17 protein-coding genes are annotated in these 22,441 nt (G+C 47.6%); 7 read left to right on the forward strand and 10 right to left on the reverse strand.

Annotated elements, in window-relative coordinates; genetic code table 11:
* Window positions 1-3 precede the first annotated feature (3 nt).
* The 8 genes from P0M28_RS29570 to P0M28_RS29605 form a co-directional block, all read right to left on the reverse strand.
* Window positions 4-1,500: a carboxypeptidase regulatory-like domain-containing protein gene (locus tag P0M28_RS29570; RefSeq protein ID WP_302207118.1), complete on the reverse strand. Its 1,497-nt coding sequence runs from the start codon at window positions 1,498-1,500 to the stop codon at window positions 4-6.
* Between the two features lie 122 nt (window positions 1,501-1,622).
* Window positions 1,623-2,159 carry a hypothetical protein gene (locus tag P0M28_RS29575; protein ID WP_302207119.1) on the reverse strand — a complete coding sequence of 179 codons (537 nt, stop codon included), beginning with the start codon at window positions 2,157-2,159 and terminating at the stop codon, window positions 1,623-1,625.
* A gap of 83 nt (window positions 2,160-2,242) precedes the next feature.
* Window positions 2,243-5,188, reverse strand: a complete 2,946-nt coding sequence (locus tag P0M28_RS29580; RefSeq protein ID WP_302207120.1) for a hypothetical protein — start codon at window positions 5,186-5,188, stop codon at window positions 2,243-2,245.
* 61 nt (window positions 5,189-5,249) lie between these two features.
* Window positions 5,250-6,629 carry a CsgG/HfaB family protein gene (locus P0M28_RS29585; protein WP_302207121.1) on the reverse strand — a complete coding sequence of 460 codons (1,380 nt, stop codon included), beginning with the start codon at window positions 6,627-6,629 and terminating at the stop codon, window positions 5,250-5,252.
* Between the two features lie 108 nt (window positions 6,630-6,737).
* Window positions 6,738-7,151, reverse strand: a complete 414-nt coding sequence (locus P0M28_RS29590; protein ID WP_302207122.1) for a curli production assembly/transport component CsgF — start codon at window positions 7,149-7,151, stop codon at window positions 6,738-6,740.
* 70 nt (window positions 7,152-7,221) lie between these two features.
* The gene (locus P0M28_RS29595; protein WP_302207123.1) at window positions 7,222-7,764 is read right to left on the reverse strand and encodes a CsgE family curli-type amyloid fiber assembly protein; all 543 of its coding nucleotides are present in this window, start codon (window positions 7,762-7,764) and stop codon (window positions 7,222-7,224) included.
* Between the two features lie 10 nt (window positions 7,765-7,774).
* On the reverse strand, window positions 7,775-7,939 hold the full coding sequence (locus tag P0M28_RS29600; RefSeq protein ID WP_302207124.1) for a hypothetical protein: 165 nt from the start codon (window positions 7,937-7,939) through the stop codon (window positions 7,775-7,777).
* A 514-nt stretch (window positions 7,940-8,453) separates the two neighbouring features.
* Window positions 8,454-10,124, reverse strand: coding sequence for an alpha/beta fold hydrolase (locus P0M28_RS29605; protein ID WP_302207125.1), 1,671 nt, complete (start codon window positions 10,122-10,124; stop codon window positions 8,454-8,456).
* Window positions 10,125-10,501: 377 nt separating this feature from the next.
* On the opposite strand from P0M28_RS29605, the gene P0M28_RS29610 reads away from it, so the two are divergent.
* Window positions 10,502-11,770 (forward strand): mandelate racemase/muconate lactonizing enzyme family protein, encoded by a 1,269-nt coding sequence (locus tag P0M28_RS29610; RefSeq protein WP_302207126.1) that lies wholly within the window; start codon window positions 10,502-10,504, stop codon window positions 11,768-11,770.
* Between the two features lie 43 nt (window positions 11,771-11,813).
* Here P0M28_RS29610 and P0M28_RS29615 read toward each other — a convergent pair whose 3' ends face one another.
* Entirely contained in the window at window positions 11,814-12,650 is an 837-nt protein-coding gene (locus P0M28_RS29615; protein WP_302207127.1) for a tail fiber domain-containing protein, read from the reverse strand.
* A gap of 13 nt (window positions 12,651-12,663) precedes the next feature.
* On the opposite strand from P0M28_RS29615, the gene P0M28_RS29620 reads away from it, so the two are divergent.
* Complete coding sequence (locus tag P0M28_RS29620) at window positions 12,664-18,378, forward strand: DUF6443 domain-containing protein (RefSeq protein ID WP_302207128.1); 5,715 nt, start codon at window positions 12,664-12,666, stop codon at window positions 18,376-18,378.
* Between the two features lie 611 nt (window positions 18,379-18,989).
* Here the strand turns inward: P0M28_RS29620 and P0M28_RS29625 are convergent.
* Complete coding sequence (locus P0M28_RS29625) at window positions 18,990-19,118, reverse strand: hypothetical protein (RefSeq protein WP_302207129.1); 129 nt, start codon at window positions 19,116-19,118, stop codon at window positions 18,990-18,992.
* 12 nt (window positions 19,119-19,130) lie between these two features.
* Here P0M28_RS29625 and P0M28_RS29630 point away from each other — a divergent pair, with 12 nt between their 5' ends.
* The 5 genes from P0M28_RS29630 (at window position 19,131) to P0M28_RS29650 (ending at window position 22,184) form a co-directional block, all read left to right on the forward strand.
* Window positions 19,131-20,186, forward strand: coding sequence for an RHS repeat-associated core domain-containing protein (locus P0M28_RS29630; RefSeq protein ID WP_302207130.1), 1,056 nt, complete (start codon window positions 19,131-19,133; stop codon window positions 20,184-20,186).
* A 3-nt stretch (window positions 20,187-20,189) separates the two neighbouring features.
* On the forward strand, window positions 20,190-20,612 hold the full coding sequence (locus P0M28_RS29635) for a hypothetical protein (protein ID WP_302207131.1): 423 nt from the start codon (window positions 20,190-20,192) through the stop codon (window positions 20,610-20,612).
* Window positions 20,613-20,817: 205 nt separating this feature from the next.
* Window positions 20,818-21,093 carry a hypothetical protein gene (locus tag P0M28_RS29640; RefSeq protein WP_302207132.1) on the forward strand — a complete coding sequence of 92 codons (276 nt, stop codon included), beginning with the start codon at window positions 20,818-20,820 and terminating at the stop codon, window positions 21,091-21,093.
* 174 nt (window positions 21,094-21,267) lie between these two features.
* Window positions 21,268-21,795, forward strand: a complete 528-nt coding sequence (locus P0M28_RS29645) for a hypothetical protein (RefSeq protein ID WP_302207133.1) — start codon at window positions 21,268-21,270, stop codon at window positions 21,793-21,795.
* 5 nt (window positions 21,796-21,800) lie between these two features.
* Entirely contained in the window at window positions 21,801-22,184 is a 384-nt protein-coding gene (locus tag P0M28_RS29650) for an RHS repeat-associated core domain-containing protein (RefSeq protein ID WP_302207134.1), read from the forward strand.
* Window positions 22,185-22,441: the final 257 nt, after the last annotated feature.

Raw genomic sequence — 22,441 nt, forward strand, 5'->3', positions numbered from 1 at the left:
ATGCTATCTCCAGTCCGGCATTTGAGCGTGTTGATAAAGTAGCTGGCGATTATCACCGTTGAGATCCATAACCCAGACCGAAGCCGCGCGTGGATCATCATTAGGAGCATTCTCAAAGATAATCTTGGCTCCATCGGGAGAATAGCGAGGGCGAAGATCATTCGTCCCAGCCGGTTTGTTCACCGAAACATCCATCCACTCAATGCTATCCGGCGAAGCAGTAGTGGGTACCCGATAGATTCGGCTATCCAGTTGCCGACCTTCTAGGGATTGAAACTCGGAAGCATCGTAGGTGAAGAGTACCTCTTGCCCGTCTACGGAGAAGCTCGGACCGTGGAGCTGGCCCGGGTGATTAGCTACCAGCAAACGCATTGAATCTTCGGCGGGGGAGTAAAGGTAGATTTCTGCGTCATAAATACGGGTACCAATGGTTTGCAGCACAAATTGATTGCCCACTGCCGTCCAGTCCATCTCCCGAAAGTGACGATTGACCGGAGCTTGGGTCACCACCGTTAAACCACTACCATTGGCATTAATACGGTAGAGTTCATGATAATGGGCGTAGGCGAGCTGCCCTCCGTCGGGCGACCAGGTGTACCCAGTACCAATGTTATGAAATCCGGCTAAGGGCACCTGCGTGACCTGGGTAGGTGTACCATCTATCAGTGGGGTCATAAATAACTGGGTTTCTCCCTGCACGTTGGAAGCGAAAGCTACTTGCGACAAACGAGGATGTAACTGAGGTTGCACATCGCGGGCAGGTTGATTAGTGACTTGCACAATAGTGGTATCCGAACCATCCGAAGCATAAATCTCAGCGTTACCAGAAGTGTTAGAAACCCAAGCAATGCGTAGATTGGGGATGGGTTGAATAGTAAAACTACCTACTTCACTCTGGCTGCTCAACCCATTGGGATCGGTAGCAATTACCTGCCAGAAGTAGGTGGTGGCAAATTGCAAGTCACGTACTACCAGGGCTGTATCGGCTAGATTTTGAGCCACTACCGATTGACGTAAGTTGCTCTGCGAGGTAAAAAGTCGCACTTCGTAGTGCAGGCTATCCTCGTCCGGATCGGCACCTTGCCAAGTAAGGGTCAGCGTACGTGATAGGTCGCTAGCTTCGTTTTGCGGACTTACCAAGACAGGAGTGTTGGGGGCTCGGTTTTCTAGTTCAGTTAGCTCCGCTCGAATAGTGACCTCGGTAGCCGAGTCAGAGGTAACCAGAGCGGTAAGACTAGTGGTACGAATACCTTCGCCCCGCACCGTAATGGTGTAGGTATCAGCCGGAATACCCGCTATGCTGAAGCGTCCGGCAGAGTCGGTCAGGAGCTGATTGGTGGCGGGTTGCGTAGTGATATTGACATTAGGTAGTGGCAGGTCGTCCGCGGTCACGATGCCCTCTAGCGTACCTAGGGTGATGGGCGCGATGGTATCTTCGGTGCAGGCAGAAAGCCAGCTAAGTATACTAAGCCACAGGGTAAAAAAAAGTATGCGTTGCATAATTGACAGTTTGTTGGGGGTGGTAATAGAAAAGAATGGGGCGGCACGGAATCGTCTACACTAAGCTGGGTGCCCCATTCTACTTGTTACCCCCAACAAGTGCTATGAAAATTGTTTAAGGCTTAAAAGCCGTTCTCGATGATAACTTGCATGCTGCCTTGCTGATGAACTTGGTACTCCAGGCCGTTTCCGTATTCGCGCTGGATCAGCTCATTATTATCACCTTCTTGCAGCACCTGGTAGGTATTCTGGTTACCCACTATTTCTTGTACTAATCGATTATCGTTACCAAACTGACCGATATTCAGGCGGTTATCATTGCCTTGCACATGACCGTCGTAGGTATTACCATCGCCGACCTGCTGCACCGCTGCCTGGTTACTGTTACCCTGCTGGGTCAAGCTTAGCACATTATAGTGTCCGGTTTGTACCAAGGTGGCATACTGCTGGTTCTGATGGGGAACCGATCCTACCTGCTGGATAAACACTTCGTTGTACATTCCTGCCTGCTCAATATTAGCTCCGGGCAAGGTGATGACTTCGGAGGGAAAATTAACTATTTCTGGCTCTTCCGGTAAAGCGGGTGCTAAGTCCTGAGCGTAGCTCATCCCACTGCTCAGCAGTAATATAGCTAGTAGCTTGATTGTGTGATGTATCATGAGAAGTAGGTTAATAAATAGGCCGAGGTGAGGGTGGATACCCGAAGGAACCGCCCTCAACCCGACTTATTTCAAGTGAGGGATTAATTACCTTGGGTTACATCGGCGACATTACCGGTACCGATCTGATTGATAGTACTGATGTGGCCGTTTCCACTTTGGTCAACGTACGCCTCATTGTATTCGCCTTCCTGAAGCGTAGTAGAGGTTAACTCAAAACCGTCTTGTACTACATCCGATACATTGTACTCCCCGATTTGACTTTGGAACGAAATGTTATCGTAGCCAATCTGAAGAGCGTCAGCTTCATTGTAGTCACCTAGTTGCAGTTGTGTGATATCGTTATCGTAGCCATCTTGCTTAGCGTAGGCATCGTTTCCTTCGCCGTTTTGAGCTTGTACAATGCTATTACGCTCACCCATCTGCTCGGCGTAAGCCACGTTGCCTTCGCCGCCTTGTTGCTGCAAGCTGATGTTATCATCACCCGTTTGGTAGGCTTCGGCCTTCTGGTTATCACCGCGGGATAGTGAGAATGGATCTAAATTCTCTAAGTCAGCCACTTGATCAGCGGAAAGTTCGCCTATTTGCTGCTGAATAGCACTGTTTCGGTTACCAATCTGCTCAATGTATACTTCGGAGTTGTTAGCAATTTGCTGCTGAACAGCAGAGTTTTCGTCACCTGTTTGACTCACGTAAGCAGTATTGAAATCACCCGCTTGTTGGGTCAGGGCTGAGTTCTCGTCGCCTTCCTGGTATTGCTCCGCCAAGTTACCATCTACGAAGTTAGTAGCACTTCCCTGATTGATGGTGGCTTCGTTGTAGTCGCCGTACTGCTCCTGATCGGCTAGGTTATCATCACCGTACTGTCGGGCATCAGCCATATTGTAATCACCTTCCTGGTACTGATCGGCTACGTTATCTTCACCGGCTTGGAAGATGAAAGCGTCGTTTTCATCACCTTCCTGGTACTGAATGGCTTCACTATCTTCCGAAGAGCTACCATCCACTCCTTGCTTAATGGTGGCGATGTTATTATCACCGTACTGATCTTGCTCAGCACTGTTGCCTTCGGCGTAGCCACTCTCAACACCTTGATCGATGAGCGCCTCATTATCCCTGCCTTCTTGGTACTGATCGGCTACGTTATCGCGGGCTTCACCGCCTTGGTCAGCTTGGTTGATGTCAGCATCGTTTCCTTCGCCGTACTGCTCCTGCATCGCTACGTTGTCGTAGGCTTGACCATTATTATCACCCTGATCGATAAGAGCATCATTGTTATCCCCTTCTTGGTACTGAGTAGCCTCGTTACCTTCCGCGTACCCTCCATCATCGCCTTGCTCTATGCGAGCAGAGTTGTCGTCTCCTTCTTGGGTTTGGGTAGCTACGTTATCGTAGGCTTCGCCATTATCATCACCTTGAAAAATGTCAGCATTATTGTTTTTGCCATCCTGGTACTGAGTAGCTTCATTATCTTCAGCGTAGCCACCTTCATCACCTTGCTCAATATCAGCATCGTTTTCTTCGCCGTACTGTTGTTGAGTAGCCTCATTATCTCTGGCTATTCCACCTTGATCGCCTTGCTCAATATCCGCTTCATTGTAATCGCCGTACTGCTCTTGGGTAGCTACGTTATCATACGCTTCTCCTCCTGCGTTATCGCCTTGCTCAATCATTGCTTGGTTGTAATCCCCTTCTTGGGTTTGGGTAGCTACATTGTTGTAGGCTTCGCCATCGTAAGATCCTTGCTCCACAAACGCTTCGTTGTAATCACCCTCTTGCGTTTGCGTTGCTTCGTTCTCTTCGGCATAGCCTCCGTAAACTCCTTGATCGATAGTAGCTTCGTTCTCATCACCGGGTTGGCTCTGCGTAGCTACGTTTCGGTAGGCTTCACCATCTTCAATCCCCTGGTTAACCGTTGCTTCGTTTTTGTCGCCTTCCTGAATTTGAGTGGCTTCGTTGCCTTCAGCGTAACCACCTTCGTCACCTTGAACGATGAGCGCGTTATTGTTGTCGCCATATTGCTGCTGAGTAGCTACGTTATCTTCGGCCCGATCACCACCGTTGCCCTGGTCAACTTGGGCGTAGTTTTCGTCGCCGTATTGCTCTTGGGTTGCCACATTGTCGTAGGCTTCGCCACCAACACCATTACCTTGGTCAATCAGTGCTTCGTTAAAATCACCTTCTTGGTATTGAGTGGCCTCATTGCCTTCGGCGTAGCCAAAGTCATCACCCTGGTTAATTTCGGCTGAGTTTTCATCTCCGGGTTGGCTTTGGGTAGCTACATTATCATAGGCTTCACCACCATCAACGCCTTGGTCAATAGACGCATCGTTATAATCGCCCTCCTGGATTTGGGTAGCTTCATTGCCTTCACCAAAACCATCGTCCTCACCTTGGTCGATAAAGGCTTCGTTATAGTCACCTTCCTGCACTTGCGTGGCTATGTTATTGTAGGCTTCGCCAGCGTCATCGCCCTGATCAATAACCGCTCTATTGTAATCTCCTCCTTGAGTTTGGGTAGCTTCATTGTCTCTAGCGATACCTTCTTCATCACCCTGCTCAATGTCCGCAGAGTTTTCTTCCCCGGTTTGAGTCTGCGTAGCTACGTTATCGTAGGCTTCACCGCCATCATCGCCCTGATCGATCCGCGCCTCGTTTTTATCAGCTTCCTGTGTTTGGGTAGCGATATTGCCTTCGGCGTATCCGTCTCTAGTCCCTTGATCAATGTCAGCGGAGTTTTCGTCACCTTTCTGAGTCTGGGTAGCCACATTTTCGTAGGCCTCACCACCTTCGGTACCCTGATCGATAAGAGCTTCGTTGTTCTTGCCAACTTGGGTTTGCACCGCCTCGTTGAAATTAGCCGTTCCGCCAATTCCCTGAAGAATGGTCGCAGCATTGGTAGCTCCCTCCTGAACAACGACCCCGGAGTTTTCTTCGCCCTTCTGTTGGACGTCACTCTGGTTTTCTTGAGCCAAACTGACTCCGGTGGCCAGCCCACCGATCATTAAACTTGCGATTAACTTTTTCATGATTGTTTAAGAAATTAATTGGTTATAAAATGGTTGAATGAAAACATGATAAAACAGGAGGTTACCGTCCCAGGTAGAGTTGTACACCCAGGTTAGCTCCCCAGTAAAAGTCATTGCGTCGACCCTGGACCACCTGATCCAACTCATCGCTGAACAGGTAGCGGTTGTTAAAAGCAATCTGAATCCCCACTTGGTCATTGAGTAGGTACTCAAACCCGAGTTCGTAGACTGCGTGAGGATGGTAATTGCTCAGTACATCCGACAGATTGCCGGTATCCTCGCTGGTTAAGCCCAAGCCCATTCGTAGAAAAGGCGAGTAACGATAGCGTGGCAGTACCCAAAACTGGGTGCTAATTTCGCCGTAATAAAAATCTGATTGATAAGCTTCTTCCGTCGCTAAGGTACCTCGACCACCCGACAGGTTCAATGCAAAGGCAGTGCTGGCCTGCCACTGTATACCGCCCTCCACAGCGGGTTTGATAGTTGGCCTACGGAAGTCACCGCCGTAGCGCAGCACACCACCCCCTAAGCCCAGACTGACTGCCCCGCGTCGCTCTTGCTGCTGGCCACCCAGCGCATCCACCGATTGATTTTCTTCCTTCTCAGCTAGGTAACGCTGAATGGCCGGATGGTTACGTTCTTCTTCGTATTGCAAATTCCAGAGTCCATCCAGTACGCCCTCAATAACTAGGCCTTCTACAGCCTTTTCAATGGCTTCCCGCACGGCCAGTTCCCCCGGCTCGTTGTAGGTGAACCCAGTCTCTGTTTCTAGCAATCGCTGAAAGCTCACAAAACGAAACAAGCCCACATCTACTTTTTGGGATAGCACGGTTTTGGATGTATACACCGTCTTAAGGATGCGTCCCGTTTGGGTAGATGTAGCTCGCAGATAGACCGTCACCCGATCCTGACGGTACTGCCCCGAAGCTCCCGCCCCAAAGTAGCGCAGTCCTGCTCCACCCGTGAGCACATTGGCATCGTAAGAAACAATACCTCCTTCCAACAAAATCCCGGCAAAGAGCAAGGGAGATAGGTCGGGTTCCTGACTACCGTTCTTCTGAGAGAAGTTATCCCGACTGGAGCGAATGATCTTTCTTTCGTTGAGTAGATTGGACAGACCTTCCCGCTCAATGGGTACAAACCAACCCGATTCTTCCAAAGCCCGTAGCAGGATTGAGGTTGTCCCCTGGGTGATGGCGGTAGAATAGCTAATTCCGTTGCTGGCATCTTTGTACTGCCCGGTCTGATCGCGAAACTTGTATACTGCCGCCGTAACGGGTTGTTGCGGAGATGGTAAGCTAGTCAGATGCTGGTACTGGGGTGTTTCCGCGCCCAACCGAGCCGGTGCGGTAGACAACGGCTGACGAAAGTAAGGAGCACACGCTGTGGACAGCAAGGCCACAACGAGCCCAATTTGTATTAAATGAGTAATGCTTTTCATGGGGGTAAATTTTAGTCCACGGTCAATGGTCGATAGTAATCAGAATTACAGGTTACTCTTCGCGGATCATTGAACCGTTGACTGTTGACCGTCGACTATGGACTAATGTCAAAATTCGGGCACAGTAACAGTGGTTTGATCTCCGGTAGAGGTATCCAGGATGGTGATGCTCACGCCATCGGCTCCTTCAAAGACTTCAATCTGGAAGATACCTACTTCAAAGACTCCTTCTTCCAACCCTTCCTCGCCAAATTGATCGCCGACCAGCGAGCGAGACAGATCGCTAAGCAGGCGACGGTTAAGATCCTGCTGAAAGTCCTCGAGTGGATCACGTTCTTGCCGACCCAATGCAGCATCCGGGTCTTCAAAACCGTTCTGAGCCGTTGCCGAGCTAAGCAGCCACTGGTAGTTGAAGGTATCGCCCCCGAAAGCTGGATTTGTGGGGCGATAAACAAAATCTTGAGCCTGACTTGAAAGTACATTGAGTACTAGTGTCGTAATAAGGAATACAAAGGTTTTCATGGTTGGGGGTGGTTGATGGTTAATGAATGATGACTAATGATGGATGATTAGTGAATGATGGTTAATGGGTTTAATAAATACCGGTGCCTTGTTGGTCTTCTTCGTAGAGTTGCTGGGTAAGCCGCTGCTGATCGTTCACGTGTCGCTGGGTGAGGGAGACGGCCAGATCCGCACTGGCTTCCAGTTGGTCGTAACGGGGCTGAAGTATCCGTTGAAAAACGGTGGTCTCGTTGACCTTAACCACCACCAGCGTGCCAAAGCCCGGGGCGGGTAGTTCTTCAATTCGCACTTCGTAGCCACTGGCTGACGGGGGCGCCACCCAGCGTTGGTAGAACAAGTCGTAGAAATCTACCCCGATCTTGGTAAGCGTCTCACTAATGATCAGCCCATCGATTTCCATTGTGGGGTCACGCAATTCGTTAGCTTCAGCCTGTTCTTTTATTGCCCGCACCGCTCGTAGCATTAAAGTATTCTGCTCGGCTAAAGAATCAGCTTTTGACGGTAAGGATTGACTTACTGCTGCCACAAAGCACCCGGTAAGGGCTAACAGAGTGAAGAGAAGCCCAATCGCTAGTATGACTAGCCTCAAACGTATAGTAGGTTTGGCGTGCATTCCGCGTTAGTTATATTGGTTTTGAGATACGGAAGTAACGCCCCGATAAAAAGAGTCCGGCTAGCGGTTGCTTTATGGAGTAATTAAATTGCCATTGAGCAACTGACCGGTATTGGCTTTTAAACAGCGTAGGTTCGGTCCATACTGGGGGCAAATATGCTTCTTGATTTTTCATGGGTTTCCGGTTTACTTCATTATTCGTTTAGACATAGGTCATACATCTTCCATTAACCCAAGAGCACTTGACTTTTGGGTTTCTAGATTAAGTTTATCTGCGGGGTTAAGCGTAAGCCCTGTATCGCAGAATTAATAAATGAGGTAGGTAGAAAGTAAAAGCTATTTTAGCGACCAATAGCAAATAAGCGGTAAATAACCCGACATCCTCTAGAACAGAAATGAAAAAATTCATGATGAACTTTTGTCAGATCGAGGAATACGGTGCGTACAAAAGAGGTGGCATTCAGTAGGCTTAATGTCCATTGAATAGCCAAATTGGGTTTAGAGAAATTTGGGTTCATACTTATGGGGGTATTAATTGTGGTTGATAATAACTACTAAAACGTTGTTTACTGTTACAATACAAATATAAAACACTAAGAGGCTTTCGTTATGAAAAAAATCCGGCGAATTGTATGATATTTCCGACATGAAAACGAGATAAATCCGACACGACTATAACATTTCCGACATTAAACACTTTCCTGAACCAGGGAAGAAGGAGTTACGCCAAACTCTTTTTTGAAGCATTTAGAAAAATAGGAGGCATCCGAAAAACCCGTTTGAAAAGCAATTTCAACGATGTTACATTCATTGCTGATAATCAGTTCTTTAGCCCGGTGCAAGCGTACAGATCGGATCAGTTGATTGGGAGACTTATTGGTAGTAGATTTAAGTTTACGCTGTAATTGTCGTTCGCTAATACCAATTTCCTCACATAGTATATCTACTCCAAAGAGTTCATTACTCAAATGATTGTCGATGGTTTGCAGCACGTTCTCCAGCAAAGAACCATTTTTCAAAAGCTTCTCGTGATTAGGACGATCCAATTGTTCATTCGATCTTAAACGATCTTTTACCATCAGTAAAGTAAGCGACTCACCCGATGTAGGCTCAAAAATTGTTTTATAGGGCGTGAAGCTCAATCCTGCTCCCGATAATAAGTGCTTAATGGTCTGGGTGATAATCACTTGGTCAGGCTTCGTTTCCGTTAGTATTGCCTCTACAATATTTCTGGCTTCCGTGCTGATAGGATGAGCCCCATCCACCACACATTCTTTAATATGAACTCCGATAGCCAGTTGGGCGTCCAGTTGTTGAGAGGTCGCCAGTAAATCAGTGCTACAGTGTACAGCTTTACTAGGGCCTTCAAAAGTTGCGATAAAGGCTCGGTGATTATAGTGAACAATCTTTCCTCCGTAGCGCGCGGTGAATTGTTCTAGGAAATCCTTATTGTCAGTATTCGTAGACCCAAACGGTATGACACGAGCGGCTACAATAGTGAAAAGCTGTTTTTCGTAATTCATTGGTGGTTGCACGTTTAGTACAAAAGCTTTAATTTCTTCCAATACCTCCTGGGTGTTACCCGCCCAAAACAGATGGTCGTCACCTTCAAACTCTACGAACTTGGCTCCCTCAATACGTTCAGCAATAAACCGGCCCTCTTCAATTTTCACATCAATATCGTAGGTGCGCTGCATGAGCAAGGTAGGCACTTTGATAGAGTCTAGAATATCAATAATATCAACTTGAGTATTCATTTTGGTAAGAACCATCGCCGCACTAGGGCTGGCTCCCGAACGGAAATAGTTTGCTAGCCAATCCATAAATGCTGGGTCATCAGCTTTAGAAGGAGCTAGTGAAGCTAAGTTCATATCCCCGCTTCCCCAGCTATTTTCAATCATATCGTAAACTTCTTGCCGCTCTTCATCCGTAGGCGCCCACGGATAATTAGGGGAGTATCTGCGCTTAGCAAACGCACCAAATGCAATCAAGGAAATGGTTCGATTAGGGTACGTCGCGGCAAATAGCGCCGAGACCGATCCACCTTCAGAGTGCCCGAATAAGACCGCTTTCTCGGAACCTACCGCATCCATCACCGCACGGATGTCGTCCATTCGTTCTTCCAGTGTTGAAAGCTCCACCACTCGGTCAGAAAGCCCGGTTCCTCGCTTATCGAATAAGATAACTCGAGCTATTTTCCCTAGTTCCTGTAGAAAATCTACCAACTCCGGGCAAGCCCACATCCAGTCAATATTAGACACCCAGCCGGGAATGTAAACCAAGTCGATGGGTCCCGAGCCGAAGACTTGATAGGCAATGTTAATACGGTCGCTTTTCGTGTATTGAGTAATAGGTTTCATAAAATTCTTGATTAACTATTCTGGCTTTACAGAGATGCTTATGAGTATTTATTACCTTTAGTAAAGATACAGAAGCTCGACCAGCCTCGTTTAAAAATCGGGTAGATATGAGGTGAACACCGCAATTTCAGCAAGTAGACAAAAAGTATACAACCGCGAATTTCAGCCGTTTTATGGACATTTTGAGCAATAGACGGCTAGTCGTATGCGTAAAAAAGGTGGATTTTTCTTTGCATTGTTACGTAATTTTTATCTCAAAGATCAGTGAGAATAAAGTGAAAACACGTAGTTTGCGCTAGCCTTTTAGAAGACCATTCCTAAAATGCTGACGGGCACAGGTAGTCAACACTAACTTTATTACACTTAGCTACTTTTTTATGAAATCCATCAATACCCACCGAAGATCCTTTATAAAAACCGGATTAGCCGCAGGTGCTAGTGTACCGTTTCTATCTGTAAAAAAGACGAATTCCCCTTCATCTACCTCGACAGATTATACCGAATTAGATAAGGCATTAGCCCAGCCCGTTTTAAGGCGAGAGTTTTTTCCCGACCCAGTAATAATTGAACATTGTGAATTGCTACACCACAATGGTAACTATATGGTACGGGTACGCTCTGCCGACGGTGCTGAGGGCTACTGCGTGGGTCATAACATCCGGATGCCCCACCTCTACCCTATTCAACTGATGCTGGTCAACCCCTACTTTGTTGGTAAAGATGCCCGTGACCTAGATCAACTGATTGAGGGAGTGTTTATGTACAAAAACAACTATAAGTATCAGGGCTACACGCTCTGGATTCCAGTGGCAACGGTAGAAATGGCTATTCTGGATATGTTAGGACGCATTGCCCAAAAGAGTATGGGACAACTAATTGGCGATATTCATAATGCGGAAATTGCGATTTACCGAGCCAATAATAACCGAGGGAAATCGGCGGAGGAAAGTATTGAAAGCATCAAAGAACTCCAGGCCGAGACTAACGCTAAAGCAGTGAAGTTCAAGATCGGCGGTAGGCGCAGTAACCCCGAAATGCCTGCCGGACGTACCGAACGCCTTATTCCCCTAATGCGCGAAGCTTTTGGCGATGATATGACAATTTATGCCGACTGCAACGGTAGCTATGGTGCTCCCGAAGCCATCCGCATTGGCAAACTATTGCAAGCACACCGTATTGACCTGTTTGAGCAACCGGTACCTACCGACTGGTACGAAGACTGGAAACGTACGGCTGATGCTTTGGAAATACCTATTGCCTCGGGCGGAGGAGAAGTAAGTCTACGAAATTTTCGTTGGCTAATTGGTAACGAAGCCGTGCAGATGGTGCAGCAAGATTTATTCTATTTTGGTGGCATGATTCGTTGTATGAAAGTAGCCCGCATGGCGGCAACTAAAGGATACTCCTGCGTGCCTCATATTTCGGGTACTGGATTGGGCTACGTTTATATGATGCAGTTTGTCTCGGCACTACCCAACGCGGGCCCCTACCACGAATTTAAGGGGCTGAGTACTGATGTGCCCTTTGAGTGTAAAACCTCCTCACTCAAACCCGAAGACGGCATTCTACACCTACCCACCGGTATAGGTAGCGGAGTGGAGATTGACCCCGCTTTTATTGCCCAGCACAAAGTAATGAAAGTCTAAGTGGGTACATATGTTCAATTAAATATGGTGAGAGTCAAGAAGACTACTCTTGAGCACAGGCAGTATGTGGTTGGTTTGCCTGCTGAGTTGATAGCTGTTTTACTTGCTGCTGTAGCTGCTGAATTAACTGCTGTTGTTCTTTTAGCATGTTTTGTTGCTCTTGAATAGCGTTAATCAACATAAAATCAAAGGCACTAGGGTCAACAGTCAAATAATCATCCATCCCCTCTTGCTTTACCGTATTTACCATAAAGGGAGCTATTTGCTGTAATTCTTGAGCAATGACACCGACATTTCTTTCCCCCTCTTGGGTGTTTGCCAAGCCATTATATTCAAAAGATACAGGATTAACTTGCGTGATTGTCTCTAATCCGTAGGAAAATGGCTGAATGTTTCGCTTGAGTTTCCGATCGGAGCATACGGCCCAACTTCCTCCTCCTTGCGTTTTACAAGCCGTGCCAGCTACATAGAGTTTGTGTTGCGATTGTTCAGTATCTACTCCAAGCGTCACCGTACCACCATCAGAGGCCAAAAATACCCGACTATCATTTCCATCGGTAGCTGCTTTGAAACGAGCGACCTTTTTATCGGCTGGGCCTGCAATCTGAAAGTGTTTATTTCCCGATGAAGATTTAAGGGTGAGATAAGCACTAGTACCAGAACCCTCCTGGATGAATGACCAAGCGCGGGCAGTATTTAGTTGTAGGATGGTAGACCCACTCGTACCTGATCCGTTGATCTGAAGATAATCCCCAACTTCGGTTCGGTCTCCATCAGTAGCCTGTACGATTACTTCAGGAGTAGTCAGTTGGGCTTGAGCGGTTAAGTAATATACGATGGCTATAATTGTTTTCTCGTTGATCTGGTGTTGTCCTGCCAATAGCCAATGCCAAATGAATATTTACGATGTGGTTCCGAATGCTCATAGTATCCCTACTGGGGATACGGCATGGATTCAGCTAGAAGGCACTTCTCAAGCAGGAGTAGATTATCTGCTCTACCGAAATGGCAGTGCAACCGGACAAACCCTCTCGGGTACCAATACTCCTACTATTCAATTTGGGGCAACCCAGCCAGGGGCTTATACAATTATGGCTGAGCAAGGGGCTTGTCAGCAGCCGATGCAAGGAACAAGCCAGGTATCATTCAATGCCACCTCCTGTGGCTGTAGCCAAAGTATTGGTATCTTTCCCCCTTCAGGAGAGGTTTGTAGTGGGGACTCGGTAGAGGTGGGTATCCAAGGTGGCCTTTCTACGGGTACATATACACTGTTTTTGAACGGTAATCAAATTCGTACTGCCACCGTAACTAATTGCAACCAGGGTTTTTTAGGCTGGCAAGTAGCCAATCCGGGCACTTACACCGTGACGGGCCCTTGCCTGGTAAGTGGCCAGTCAGTGATTACCCAAAAGACCACGGGCTGCAATACCGATCCTTCCTGCCCTACCACGAGTATTGCGTGGGATGCCGTCGAACGAGGTTTTCTACCGGACGATATCTGTGAGGGTAGCCTCACCCTAGAAGCGACCAATAACGAAACTGGAAATTGGTATTACCGGGCTTTTGGCAGTAACGAATCAGAACGCACCTTACTAGCGACCGGAACTAACTCTATCACCATTAATGATAACCGTTCCGGTCATTATTACTTCCAGACCTCGGCGAGTTGCCCCGAGTCGTCCATTCCCCTGACCTTCAAGCCCGCGATGAGTGGCCTCGCGATTACGGGGGATACATTTCGTTGCCAGAACAGTGGGACAACGCAGTACGTAGCCAAGGGCAATAATGTAGATGCTTTTACCTGGAATGTGACCGGGGCCAATACAGATGACTATGCCATCAGCATTGTCAGCCGAGCCGACTCTAGTGTGGCTACCGTTAGCTGGGATGCTAACTATACCGGTACTGCCCAAGTACAAGCAACCGCCTTTGGCTGCGGGGCTACCCAAAATACCTTATCGGTGAGCGTAACCACTCAAGCTTTACCTGTGGCGACTATCACCCCCATGGGTTCCACAGTGATTCCCTTAGGCAGTGATATACTGACCCTAGAAGCCAATGCTGGGACAGGGCTTTCCTACCAGTGGCTGGTGAATGGCGTGTCCCTACCGGGGGAAACCAACCGGATGTTCAATGCCTTTGGACCCGGGAATTATCAGGTGGATGTAACCCTGAATGGTTGTACTGCCCGCTCAGCAGTGACTACAATCACCCAAGAAAATAACCATAACTACGTCATTACCCGCGTATTACGGGTAGAAGATGATGGAATGGGCAGTCCGATTGAAGAAAATAGCTTGTACGTTCTGTCATCAGATCAGAAAAACGAGTCCATTTCCTACTTAGACGGGCTAGGCCGCCCGATACAGGACGTGCTCTGGCAAGCTAGCCCCCAAGTGACCGATCAGGTCGCTCCCCGCACCTACGATAGTAGAGGTCGGGAATTTCAGCAGTACTTGCCTTATGTAGGGGGTAGCAATGGCTACTTTCAGGACAATGGCACCACCCAAGCTATCAACTACTACAATAGTGGCAGCAATGCGGCAAAAGGCGTGGTGCAAGATGCCACCCCCTACGGGGCTACCGTATTTGAAGCCTCGCCTCTATCGCGCCCAGTGCAGCAAGGAGCCCCGGGTACGAACTTTCAGCCCGGAACCGGGCAAGCGATGGGCTATCAGTACCCCGTTAATACCGCAGGGGAAGTCAAGCGATGGCTGCTCAATGATAGTGAGTTGCCCTATCAGCAGGGAACCTATCCGGCCGGAAGGTTATCCGTCAATGAGCAAAGTGATGAAGATGGCAGGGTGACTAGAACCTATACTGATCGTTTGGGTCGTACTGTCCTGAGCCGGGTGGTGCTGGATGGGGGCACCAACAGCTTTCAAGATACCTATTATGTCTATGACGCGGTCAACCGCCTGCGCTATGTCTTGCCCCCAGAGGGCAGTGATAACTATATCGGAAGCGCAGGTACCCCGAGTGCGGCAGATAGTACGCTATTGAACCAGTGGGCCTTTCAGTACGACTATGATGAGCGTAACAACATAACCCGCAAGCGTGTGCCCGGATCAGGCTGGCACTATATGATCTACGATAGTCGTGACCGGGTAATCTTATCCCAGGATGGACGGCAGCGTGAGCAAGATGAATGGAGTTTCACCCACTACGATGCCCTGAACCGTCCCATTGTGGAAGGCCTCTACTACAGTAACCAGAGCCTCTCCCAGATGCAAGCGACGGTCGCTACGTTTCTTGCCAGTAACGAAAACAACGGCAAGGAACTGTCCGAAGAGGATGCCCGCTACCGCTTGCACGGCAATCCCAGTTTAACCCTCAATAACTACGAAGGGCAGCACCTCATTACTGCTACGACCAGTATCACGCTGACCGAAGGGTTTTCCATCAAGAATTTCTCTGATGAAACCGTGACACTCACCATTGCCCCTGCCCCCACGGTGGTGAATAACCCCACCTTTCCACCGTTGGATGAAAGTCAGCCGTTGCAGCTCCACTACTACGATGACCATGACTTTGACGGGGATGCTTCGCCCGATGTCAGTTATGATGCGAGCGAGCTCACCGCCCAGCAGGTGGATCTGTTTCCTGTCCTGACGGGTAAGCTTACTGGTACTAAAACGAAAGTACTGACCTCCGGACTATGGCTGACCGAAGCCATGTTCTACGATGACAAAGGACGGGTGGTACAGACCCAGCGGGAAAACTCTATCGGCGGACAAGATATCGTTACTACCCAGTATTCGTTTCATGGTTTGGTGCTAGGGGAATGGCATCGCCAGACCAGTGATGGCCGTCACGGCAGCGAAGATAAGACGGTGCATACCCGCAACGAGTACGACCAAGCCGATCGCCTAACGGCTACGTACCAAACCATCGATGCAAATGATACGCTTTTGCTGGCGAGCTACGCCTACAATGAGATCGGGGAGCTGATCGATAAGCGACTACACGAAGAAAGTGCCAATCAGTATTTGCAATCAGTAGATTTTCGCTACGGCATTCGGGGCTGGCTGACTAGTATCAATGGGGATCGTTTGAGCACTACTGAGCAGCAGGCCACGGGAATTGTGAACGCGACTAGTGCCGATGATTTGTTTGCCCAGGCCTTGGACTACGATAATACCGTGGCCGGACTCACCACCAGCCCCGCGTTTAATGGTAACATCAGTGCCATTCGCTGGCAGGCTTCGGGGCAAGTCAATCCTTCCGCCTACGTGTACGGATATGACTCGGCCAATCGGTTGACCACCGGTAACTACTTTGCGGGCAGTGGCACCGCTTGGCAGGCATCCGGCAATTTTGATGTCTCAAACCTGGCCTACGATAAGAACGGTAACATCACCGCTTTGCGCCGTAATGCCGCCGATGGCAGTACGATGGATGATTTGGTGTATGGCTACGGCACAGGTAACAACCGCAGCAACCAGCTGGTGAGTGTAGAAGATGCTGGCGTGGATACGCTGGGCTTTATGGATGGCAGCACAGTGGCAATAGAGTACCTCTACGACGGCAGTGGGAATTTGACCCAGGACTTGAACAAGTCCCTGGATAGTATTGGCTACAACCACTTGAATTTGCCCGAGCTGGTACGCTTTAGCTCAGGTAACCAGATCCGCTACTACTATGATGCCCAGGGCACTAAGCTTCAGCAGGAAGTAAGCAATGCAGGTACTACCACTGAGACCGATTATGTGGCCGGGCGGCAGTACAAGAATGGCCAATTAGACCTATTGATGCACGCCGAAGGGCGGACGGTGTTTGAGGGGGCTAGCTTCACCCAGCACTACGATCTCAAAGACCATCTGGGCAATGTACGGCTGACCTTTGCCGCCGAACAAACCCAGGCCAGTATGAGTGCCAGTATGGAAACAGGCGGGAACAGTCCGGCGCTGGAAGAGCAGTACTTTGACAACATCGCCGAAACAAGGCAAACGCTGGAATTTCATAATGCGACCCAGCCCAACACCGATGAACCACAGCCCAATAAAGTAGCGACCTTAAATGCGGCCAACGGTAGAACCCAAGGCCCTACGCTGAAGCAAGTCGTCCACCGAGGGGATAGCATCCATCTGGAAGTGAAAGCCAGTTACGAAGAGCACAGCAAAAAGAAAGTGCAAGCGAATGGTATCCTTGCTTCGATAACCAGTTTGTTTAACCCCTCCATGGCCGGTTATGAAGCCGTAGGAGCTACGGAGACCCTGAATGAAGCCTTAGCGGGAACAACGCTGCTCAACCGCGATAAAACGGGCGTACCCAAAGCCTATCTGAACTATGTGGTGCTGAATGAGGATCAAGTTATTGTCGACCAGGGCTTTGTTCCGGTCAGTGAAGCAGCCAAGATTGAAAAAGGGAAGAAGGTGAAAGGTAAAGGGTTGAAGGGGGCGAGCGGAAGAGATAGCGTGCAGCATGAGACCTTAGTGGTAGATTTGGCCATTGCCGAAGATGGGTATTTGTATACCTACGTTTCTAACGAGAGTAACTGGGATGTGGATGTACACTTCGATCAGATGACGATGAGCATGAGTTCGTCTCAGCCTACCGTGGTACAGGTGAACGATTACTACCCGTTTGGACTTACCCATACGCAGCCATTGAGCAATCCGACCAATAAATATCTGTTTCAGGGCGCGGAATTGACCGATGATCTTGGGTTAGGGTGGTATGATTTCGGATTACGCAACAATTACAGGGCGGACTTAGGTCGGTGGGGCAGCATTGATCCGGCAGCAGATGCTTATTATAGTCACTCTGCTTACCACTTTGGGGGAAACAATCCGATCAGTGCTTTTGAGATTAACGGTGCTATGTACGACGATGGGGGTAGTGGTTTAGGGATGAGTCCGTTTGATATGAACCAACAGGGGATTGATCCTTACGCCAGTCGGTTTCCGTTCTTAGGGCAGCCTCGTGACTATATTGCTGGTGGTGCATCTAGCAGCAATGGAGATAGGCCAAACCCGGTAGGAGTTGGATCGGGTAGTGCCTATGCTACCAGATTGGCAGGAAATGATCCATACAATAGTCAACTATCCAGAGGGTCACACCCATATTATAACTCTAAAAATACTACTGGTGCTTCATTGATAGCATTAGGGCTAATGTCTACAGGTGTAGCTTTAGAAGCTAGTGAGGCAGGTTCTAATCATATATCCAGTTTTTTCAACAACAAAGCCAACTACAACCTTGGCTTGAGTCGACAAGGAAGATTTGGTTTTCGTTTAATTCCCGCACTTAAAGGGGGCGGTTATACTTTGCTAGGAAATTTCGCCTCTGAGGCTTCCTCTCTTTTTAAAGCCGGAGGCTTTTTTGTAAATAGTGTGGGTGTATCGATTAGTGCATTTGAGCTAGTTGATGCTATCGATAGAGGTGATTTAGGGGGTGGTACGAAAGCCGCATATGACTTGGGTGCTGGATCAGTCGGCTTTTTTGGCGTTCCAGGTTTGATTTTTTCATCTTCTTATTTTATTATGAGCAATTATGTCTTTACACCAAAAAAGATTAAGGAGATGCATAACAGTTATTGGGAAAAAAGGGCAAGAGGGAGAGGAGTGCATAGAAGACCAAATTACCCAAAGAAAAATCGTAGGTAAACCCTTAAAATTTTTATTGATTTACGGCTGCTTTAATTATAGATATCCGGTAGCAAACAGGAAGTAGAAATTCATCCTACGACTAAACGTTTATGAACTGTTAACCGAAATAGTAAATTATTATTTATTCTCAGTAATGTTTTATGTATAGGGCTTACAGGTACGCATTCTTTAAATTCTATGACTGGTTTTACAACCTTAATGACGGTAGGGACTTACCGCAGTTGAGGGCTGCTGGTCTACTTTCTATTCTGACTGCCTGTAATTTACATAGCTTACTAACTATAGTAGAAGTAATCTTTGGTATTGAGGGTGTAATAACAGGCTTTGCTAGTGGTTCAAAATTAAAAATAGCTTATATCGTCGTTCCCTATTTCCTGATTCACCATTTACTTCTGTTCAATAATGGGTACTATAAAACTATTATCAAGGAGTTTCAAAATGAAAGCGACAGAAAAAAGAGAAAAGGAAACATAAAGATCATCACGTATATTTTTGCTACTATAGTTATATTCGTCTCATTTGCCGTTATCTGGTAGTTAGGTGTATGTAAAAATTGTGTAGCAATTCCATTGTAGTAATACGGCACTCCCAAAGCTTACCTGAACTACCTACTCTTTGATGAAAATCATGTCCTGATTGACCAGGGCTTCTAACAGGTCAGTAGAGAAGCGGAAGTAGCCGTTGCACCTAAACGAGGGAAGGCCAGTGCTTCTCCGGTCGCCCCTGAAGCCAATCATGAAACATTGGAGTTGGAAGTAGCCATTCCAGTAAGTGGGTATCTGTATACCTACGTCAGCAATGAGAGTAATTGGGATGTGGATGTGCACTTTGACCAAATGATGGTGATGACTACAGGCACGCAGCCTACCATTGTGCAAAGTAACGATTACTACCCATTTGGTTTAACCCATACCCAACCCCTCAACGATCCAACTAATAAATATTTACATCAAGGAAAAGAGTGGCAAGACGAGTTTGGATTAGGTGTATATGACTTTATGTATCGGGCTTATGATCCGGCTGTTGGTAGAACGTGGCAGCAAGACCCTCATGCCGAAAGTTATGATAATTTATCGCCTTATAGCTGGGTTGGAAACAATCCTATTAGTAATATTGATCCTGACGGGAGAGATTGGTACCGGGATCAAGAAGGGAATGAGGTATTAATCATAGGGGTAACCGGTGAGGTAGATGGTTTTGAATGGGTAAGGGCTGATAATTCAGCTTATCAGTTGGAAGAAGTAACAGTTTCGGCTGGTATGTCTGAAAGTGCTGCTAATGCTGCGAGATTAGGAGTTTACCATACTTCTGACTTGTTTTGGGATCATGATGTAACGATAGCCACTACCGCTGTTGCAACAAGCTTCATAGGAGCAGATGCGTTTCTATTAGGAAGATTAGGTAACTTAGGTGGTAAACTATGGAGTAGTTGGACTGTGAGTCCTAATACAGTTGGTGCATTAGGATTACAGTTGCTAAAGAAGAGAGGGATAAGTATATCAAAAGTCGCACCGGATTGGGCGGTTAAGGGAGCTCACATTCACGTTGATGGAATTGAGTTGGCTGTCAAGCCTGGAGCAGATGGAACTATCGTATTTAGGTCTGTATTTAGTTCACAAAATGCAGCATCGGTAGAAAGAGCAATAAATAAAGCTCATGATGCATTAAATAGTAACCCTGCATTCAGGGAGGCGCTCAAAGATTTCTCTACAAGGGCAAGAGATATGTTAAAGAAAGGCGACGATTTATCAAGATCAAGATCAGGCGAATTGAATTTTCTGATAAAAGCTTTAGAAAAACTATAACTTATGCGTATCAATATAAAACATTTCTTGAAAACCGGCTTGCTGTCTAGTATAGAGCTAGGCGACAGTAGCGATGATGTTATTAGCATCTTCGGAGAGAACTACTTGTTGGCGAAACTAAAACCCAAGATAGAGATACTCAAATATGAAAACATAGAATTTACGTTTAGGAATAAAGTGCTAACAATGATAGCACTATCGTTCCTGAACAAAGCGAATCTCCTCTTACTTAAAGAGGAGGGTATTCCATCTAAAACTGACAAATTCTTGGCTTATCTGGATAAGTTCGATATCAGCTATAAGTTTGTTAGAGAATTAACGTTCATGAACCAGTTGTGTATAGAAACCATTGGTAAAACGAAAGTTTTTTTTGATAATGATTCAAAAGAACTAGAAAAAATGATTCTGGCAAAAGACTCAATCTGAGATCAGGAAGCATAGGAGTTGCAGGCTCTGTTGTCGCGAATGACTTAGTCCATAGGGTGGAAGATGTCTTGCTTTTCCTCGGCGGGTAGGCTCTATTCAAGCGTTTGAGTATCTCATTGTCTCAAGTGGCGTTTTGGTCTTCCCCCAACAGGACCAAACTCTTCCTTTAGTGTTCGGTGTATCCGTTCTGCTAATAGATTTTCTAATGAAAGCTATAGTATCTAAATTATATTCTAGAATTCCAGAGTTTTCTAAGATAGCTGATCATAATGATGATAAGCTTCCATCAGTGATCTATGGCGATTTTGGTATCTTCCTATCCCTTCTTATTAGGAAGAAGAAATTTAATGCTCAAGAAACAAAAAAATGGTTTGGAAGTGATATAACTTTTACCGAGAAAGAAGCAGAAGGCATTTTATATAAATCCTTCATTCTGAGTGTGTTGATTATCTTAATAAGATCGCCCCTTCAGAAGTCGTAGCCTACTTTCACTCCAACTTTCCAGAATAGTAGAAGGTAGTGAGCCTTTTCTTTTGAGGGGCATACTTTTGAGGAATCTCACATGTAATACTTTGACAATGTAGCCGAGACGCGGCAAACCCTGGCCTACCATAATGCCACCCCGCCCAATACCGATGAACCCCAGCCGAACAAAGTGGCGACCTTAAATGCGGCCAAAGGCCGAACGCAGGGGCCGACCTTACAGCAGGTGGTGCATCCCGGCGATAGCATCCATATTGAAGTAAAGGCCAGCTACGAAGAGCACAGTAGAAAGAAATTACAAGGGGGTGGTGGAATACTGGCCGCCGTCGCCAGCCTGTTCAATCCTTCCGCGGCCGGATTAGAAGCGGCGGGGGCTACGGAGAGTTTAGGTGAAGCTTTAGCCGGAACGGCTCTGTTAGATCGGGACAAATCGGGGGTACCCAAAGCCTATCTGAACTATGTAGTGTTAAATGAGCAGCAAGTAATTGTGGATCAAGGGTTTGTACCCGTCAGTGAAGCGGCGAATATTACGAAAGGAGAACGGAGAAGGGAAAAGGGAGAACGGAAGAAGAAGAACGGGATGGATAGCATAACGCATGAGACTTTAGCCGTGGACTTAGCTATTCAGGAAGAAGGGTATCTGTACACCTACGTCAGTAACGAGAGCAACTGGGATGTGGATGTACACTTTGACAGATGATGGTGATGAGTACGGGTACCCAGCCGGTGGTGGTACAGAGCAACGATTACTACCCGCACAGACTCACCCATCAGCAACCCCTGACCAACCCCACGAATGACTATCTCTACAACGGGATGGAGCGGGTAGATGATCTGGATCTAAACGTCTACTCGGCCCCCTTCCGCACCTACGACCCCACCCTGGGACGGTGGTGGCAACAGGACCCGGGGCAGAAAGCCATACCCGGTTTGAGTGTCTACCACCAGACCTACGGCAACCCGGTCAACTACGCCGATCCACTGGACTTGTACGGTAGCCAGATTAACCAGCATCTGGGCGAGAGCTTAGGTAAGCAGTGGATGCGTCAGATTAGTATCTTTAGGGCGATCACTTATTTACGAAGTTAGCTCAACCCTACTGTGAAATCCGTCCGCCTATGCTCTGAGACCCAGTGTACGACAATTTTGCGTATTGCCTTGCATGAGGCTTTGCGCCCGACGTTCAGTGAATTCTGGCCACCGTAGCGCGGAATCTCCCACATCATAGGAAGGAGACCCTACCCCACGCTGGGCGCGTGTAGTCGCTTCGGCGATCTGATCCCCGCCGGGATATCCACAGGAATTCGCGTTCGCTTATCCAAGCCACCGTGGCAACGGGATACCTC

This window comes from Tunicatimonas pelagia (genome assembly GCF_030506325.1).
In the GTDB taxonomy this organism is placed as follows: domain Bacteria; phylum Bacteroidota; class Bacteroidia; order Cytophagales; family Cyclobacteriaceae; genus Tunicatimonas; species Tunicatimonas pelagia.

Excerpts from the sequence above, each read along its gene's own strand:
- P0M28_RS29570 (WP_302207118.1), bottom strand. The coding sequence starts at position 1,500 with ATGCAACGCATACTTTTTTTTACCCTGTGGCTTAGTATACTTAGCTGG.
- P0M28_RS29575 (WP_302207119.1), bottom strand. The coding sequence starts at position 2,159 with ATGATACATCACACAATCAAGCTACTAGCTATATTACTGCTGAGCAGT.
- P0M28_RS29580 (WP_302207120.1), bottom strand. The coding sequence starts at position 5,188 with ATGAAAAAGTTAATCGCAAGTTTAATGATCGGTGGGCTGGCCACCGGA.
- P0M28_RS29585 (WP_302207121.1), bottom strand. The coding sequence starts at position 6,629 with ATGAAAAGCATTACTCATTTAATACAAATTGGGCTCGTTGTGGCCTTG.
- P0M28_RS29590 (WP_302207122.1), bottom strand. The coding sequence starts at position 7,151 with ATGAAAACCTTTGTATTCCTTATTACGACACTAGTACTCAATGTACTT.
- P0M28_RS29595 (WP_302207123.1), bottom strand. The coding sequence starts at position 7,764 with ATGCACGCCAAACCTACTATACGTTTGAGGCTAGTCATACTAGCGATT.
- P0M28_RS29600 (WP_302207124.1), bottom strand. The coding sequence starts at position 7,939 with ATGAAAAATCAAGAAGCATATTTGCCCCCAGTATGGACCGAACCTACG.
- P0M28_RS29605 (WP_302207125.1), bottom strand. The coding sequence starts at position 10,124 with ATGAAACCTATTACTCAATACACGAAAAGCGACCGTATTAACATTGCC.
- P0M28_RS29610 (WP_302207126.1), top strand. The coding sequence starts at position 10,502 with ATGAAATCCATCAATACCCACCGAAGATCCTTTATAAAAACCGGATTA.
- P0M28_RS29620 (WP_302207128.1), top strand. The coding sequence starts at position 12,664 with ATGAATATTTACGATGTGGTTCCGAATGCTCATAGTATCCCTACTGGG.
- P0M28_RS29625 (WP_302207129.1), bottom strand. The coding sequence starts at position 19,118 with ATGATTGGCTTCAGGGGCGACCGGAGAAGCACTGGCCTTCCCTCGTTT.
- P0M28_RS29635 (WP_302207131.1), top strand. The coding sequence starts at position 20,190 with ATGCGTATCAATATAAAACATTTCTTGAAAACCGGCTTGCTGTCTAGT.
- P0M28_RS29640 (WP_302207132.1), top strand. The coding sequence starts at position 20,818 with ATGAAAGCTATAGTATCTAAATTATATTCTAGAATTCCAGAGTTTTCT.
- P0M28_RS29650 (WP_302207134.1), top strand. The coding sequence starts at position 21,801 with ATGAGTACGGGTACCCAGCCGGTGGTGGTACAGAGCAACGATTACTAC.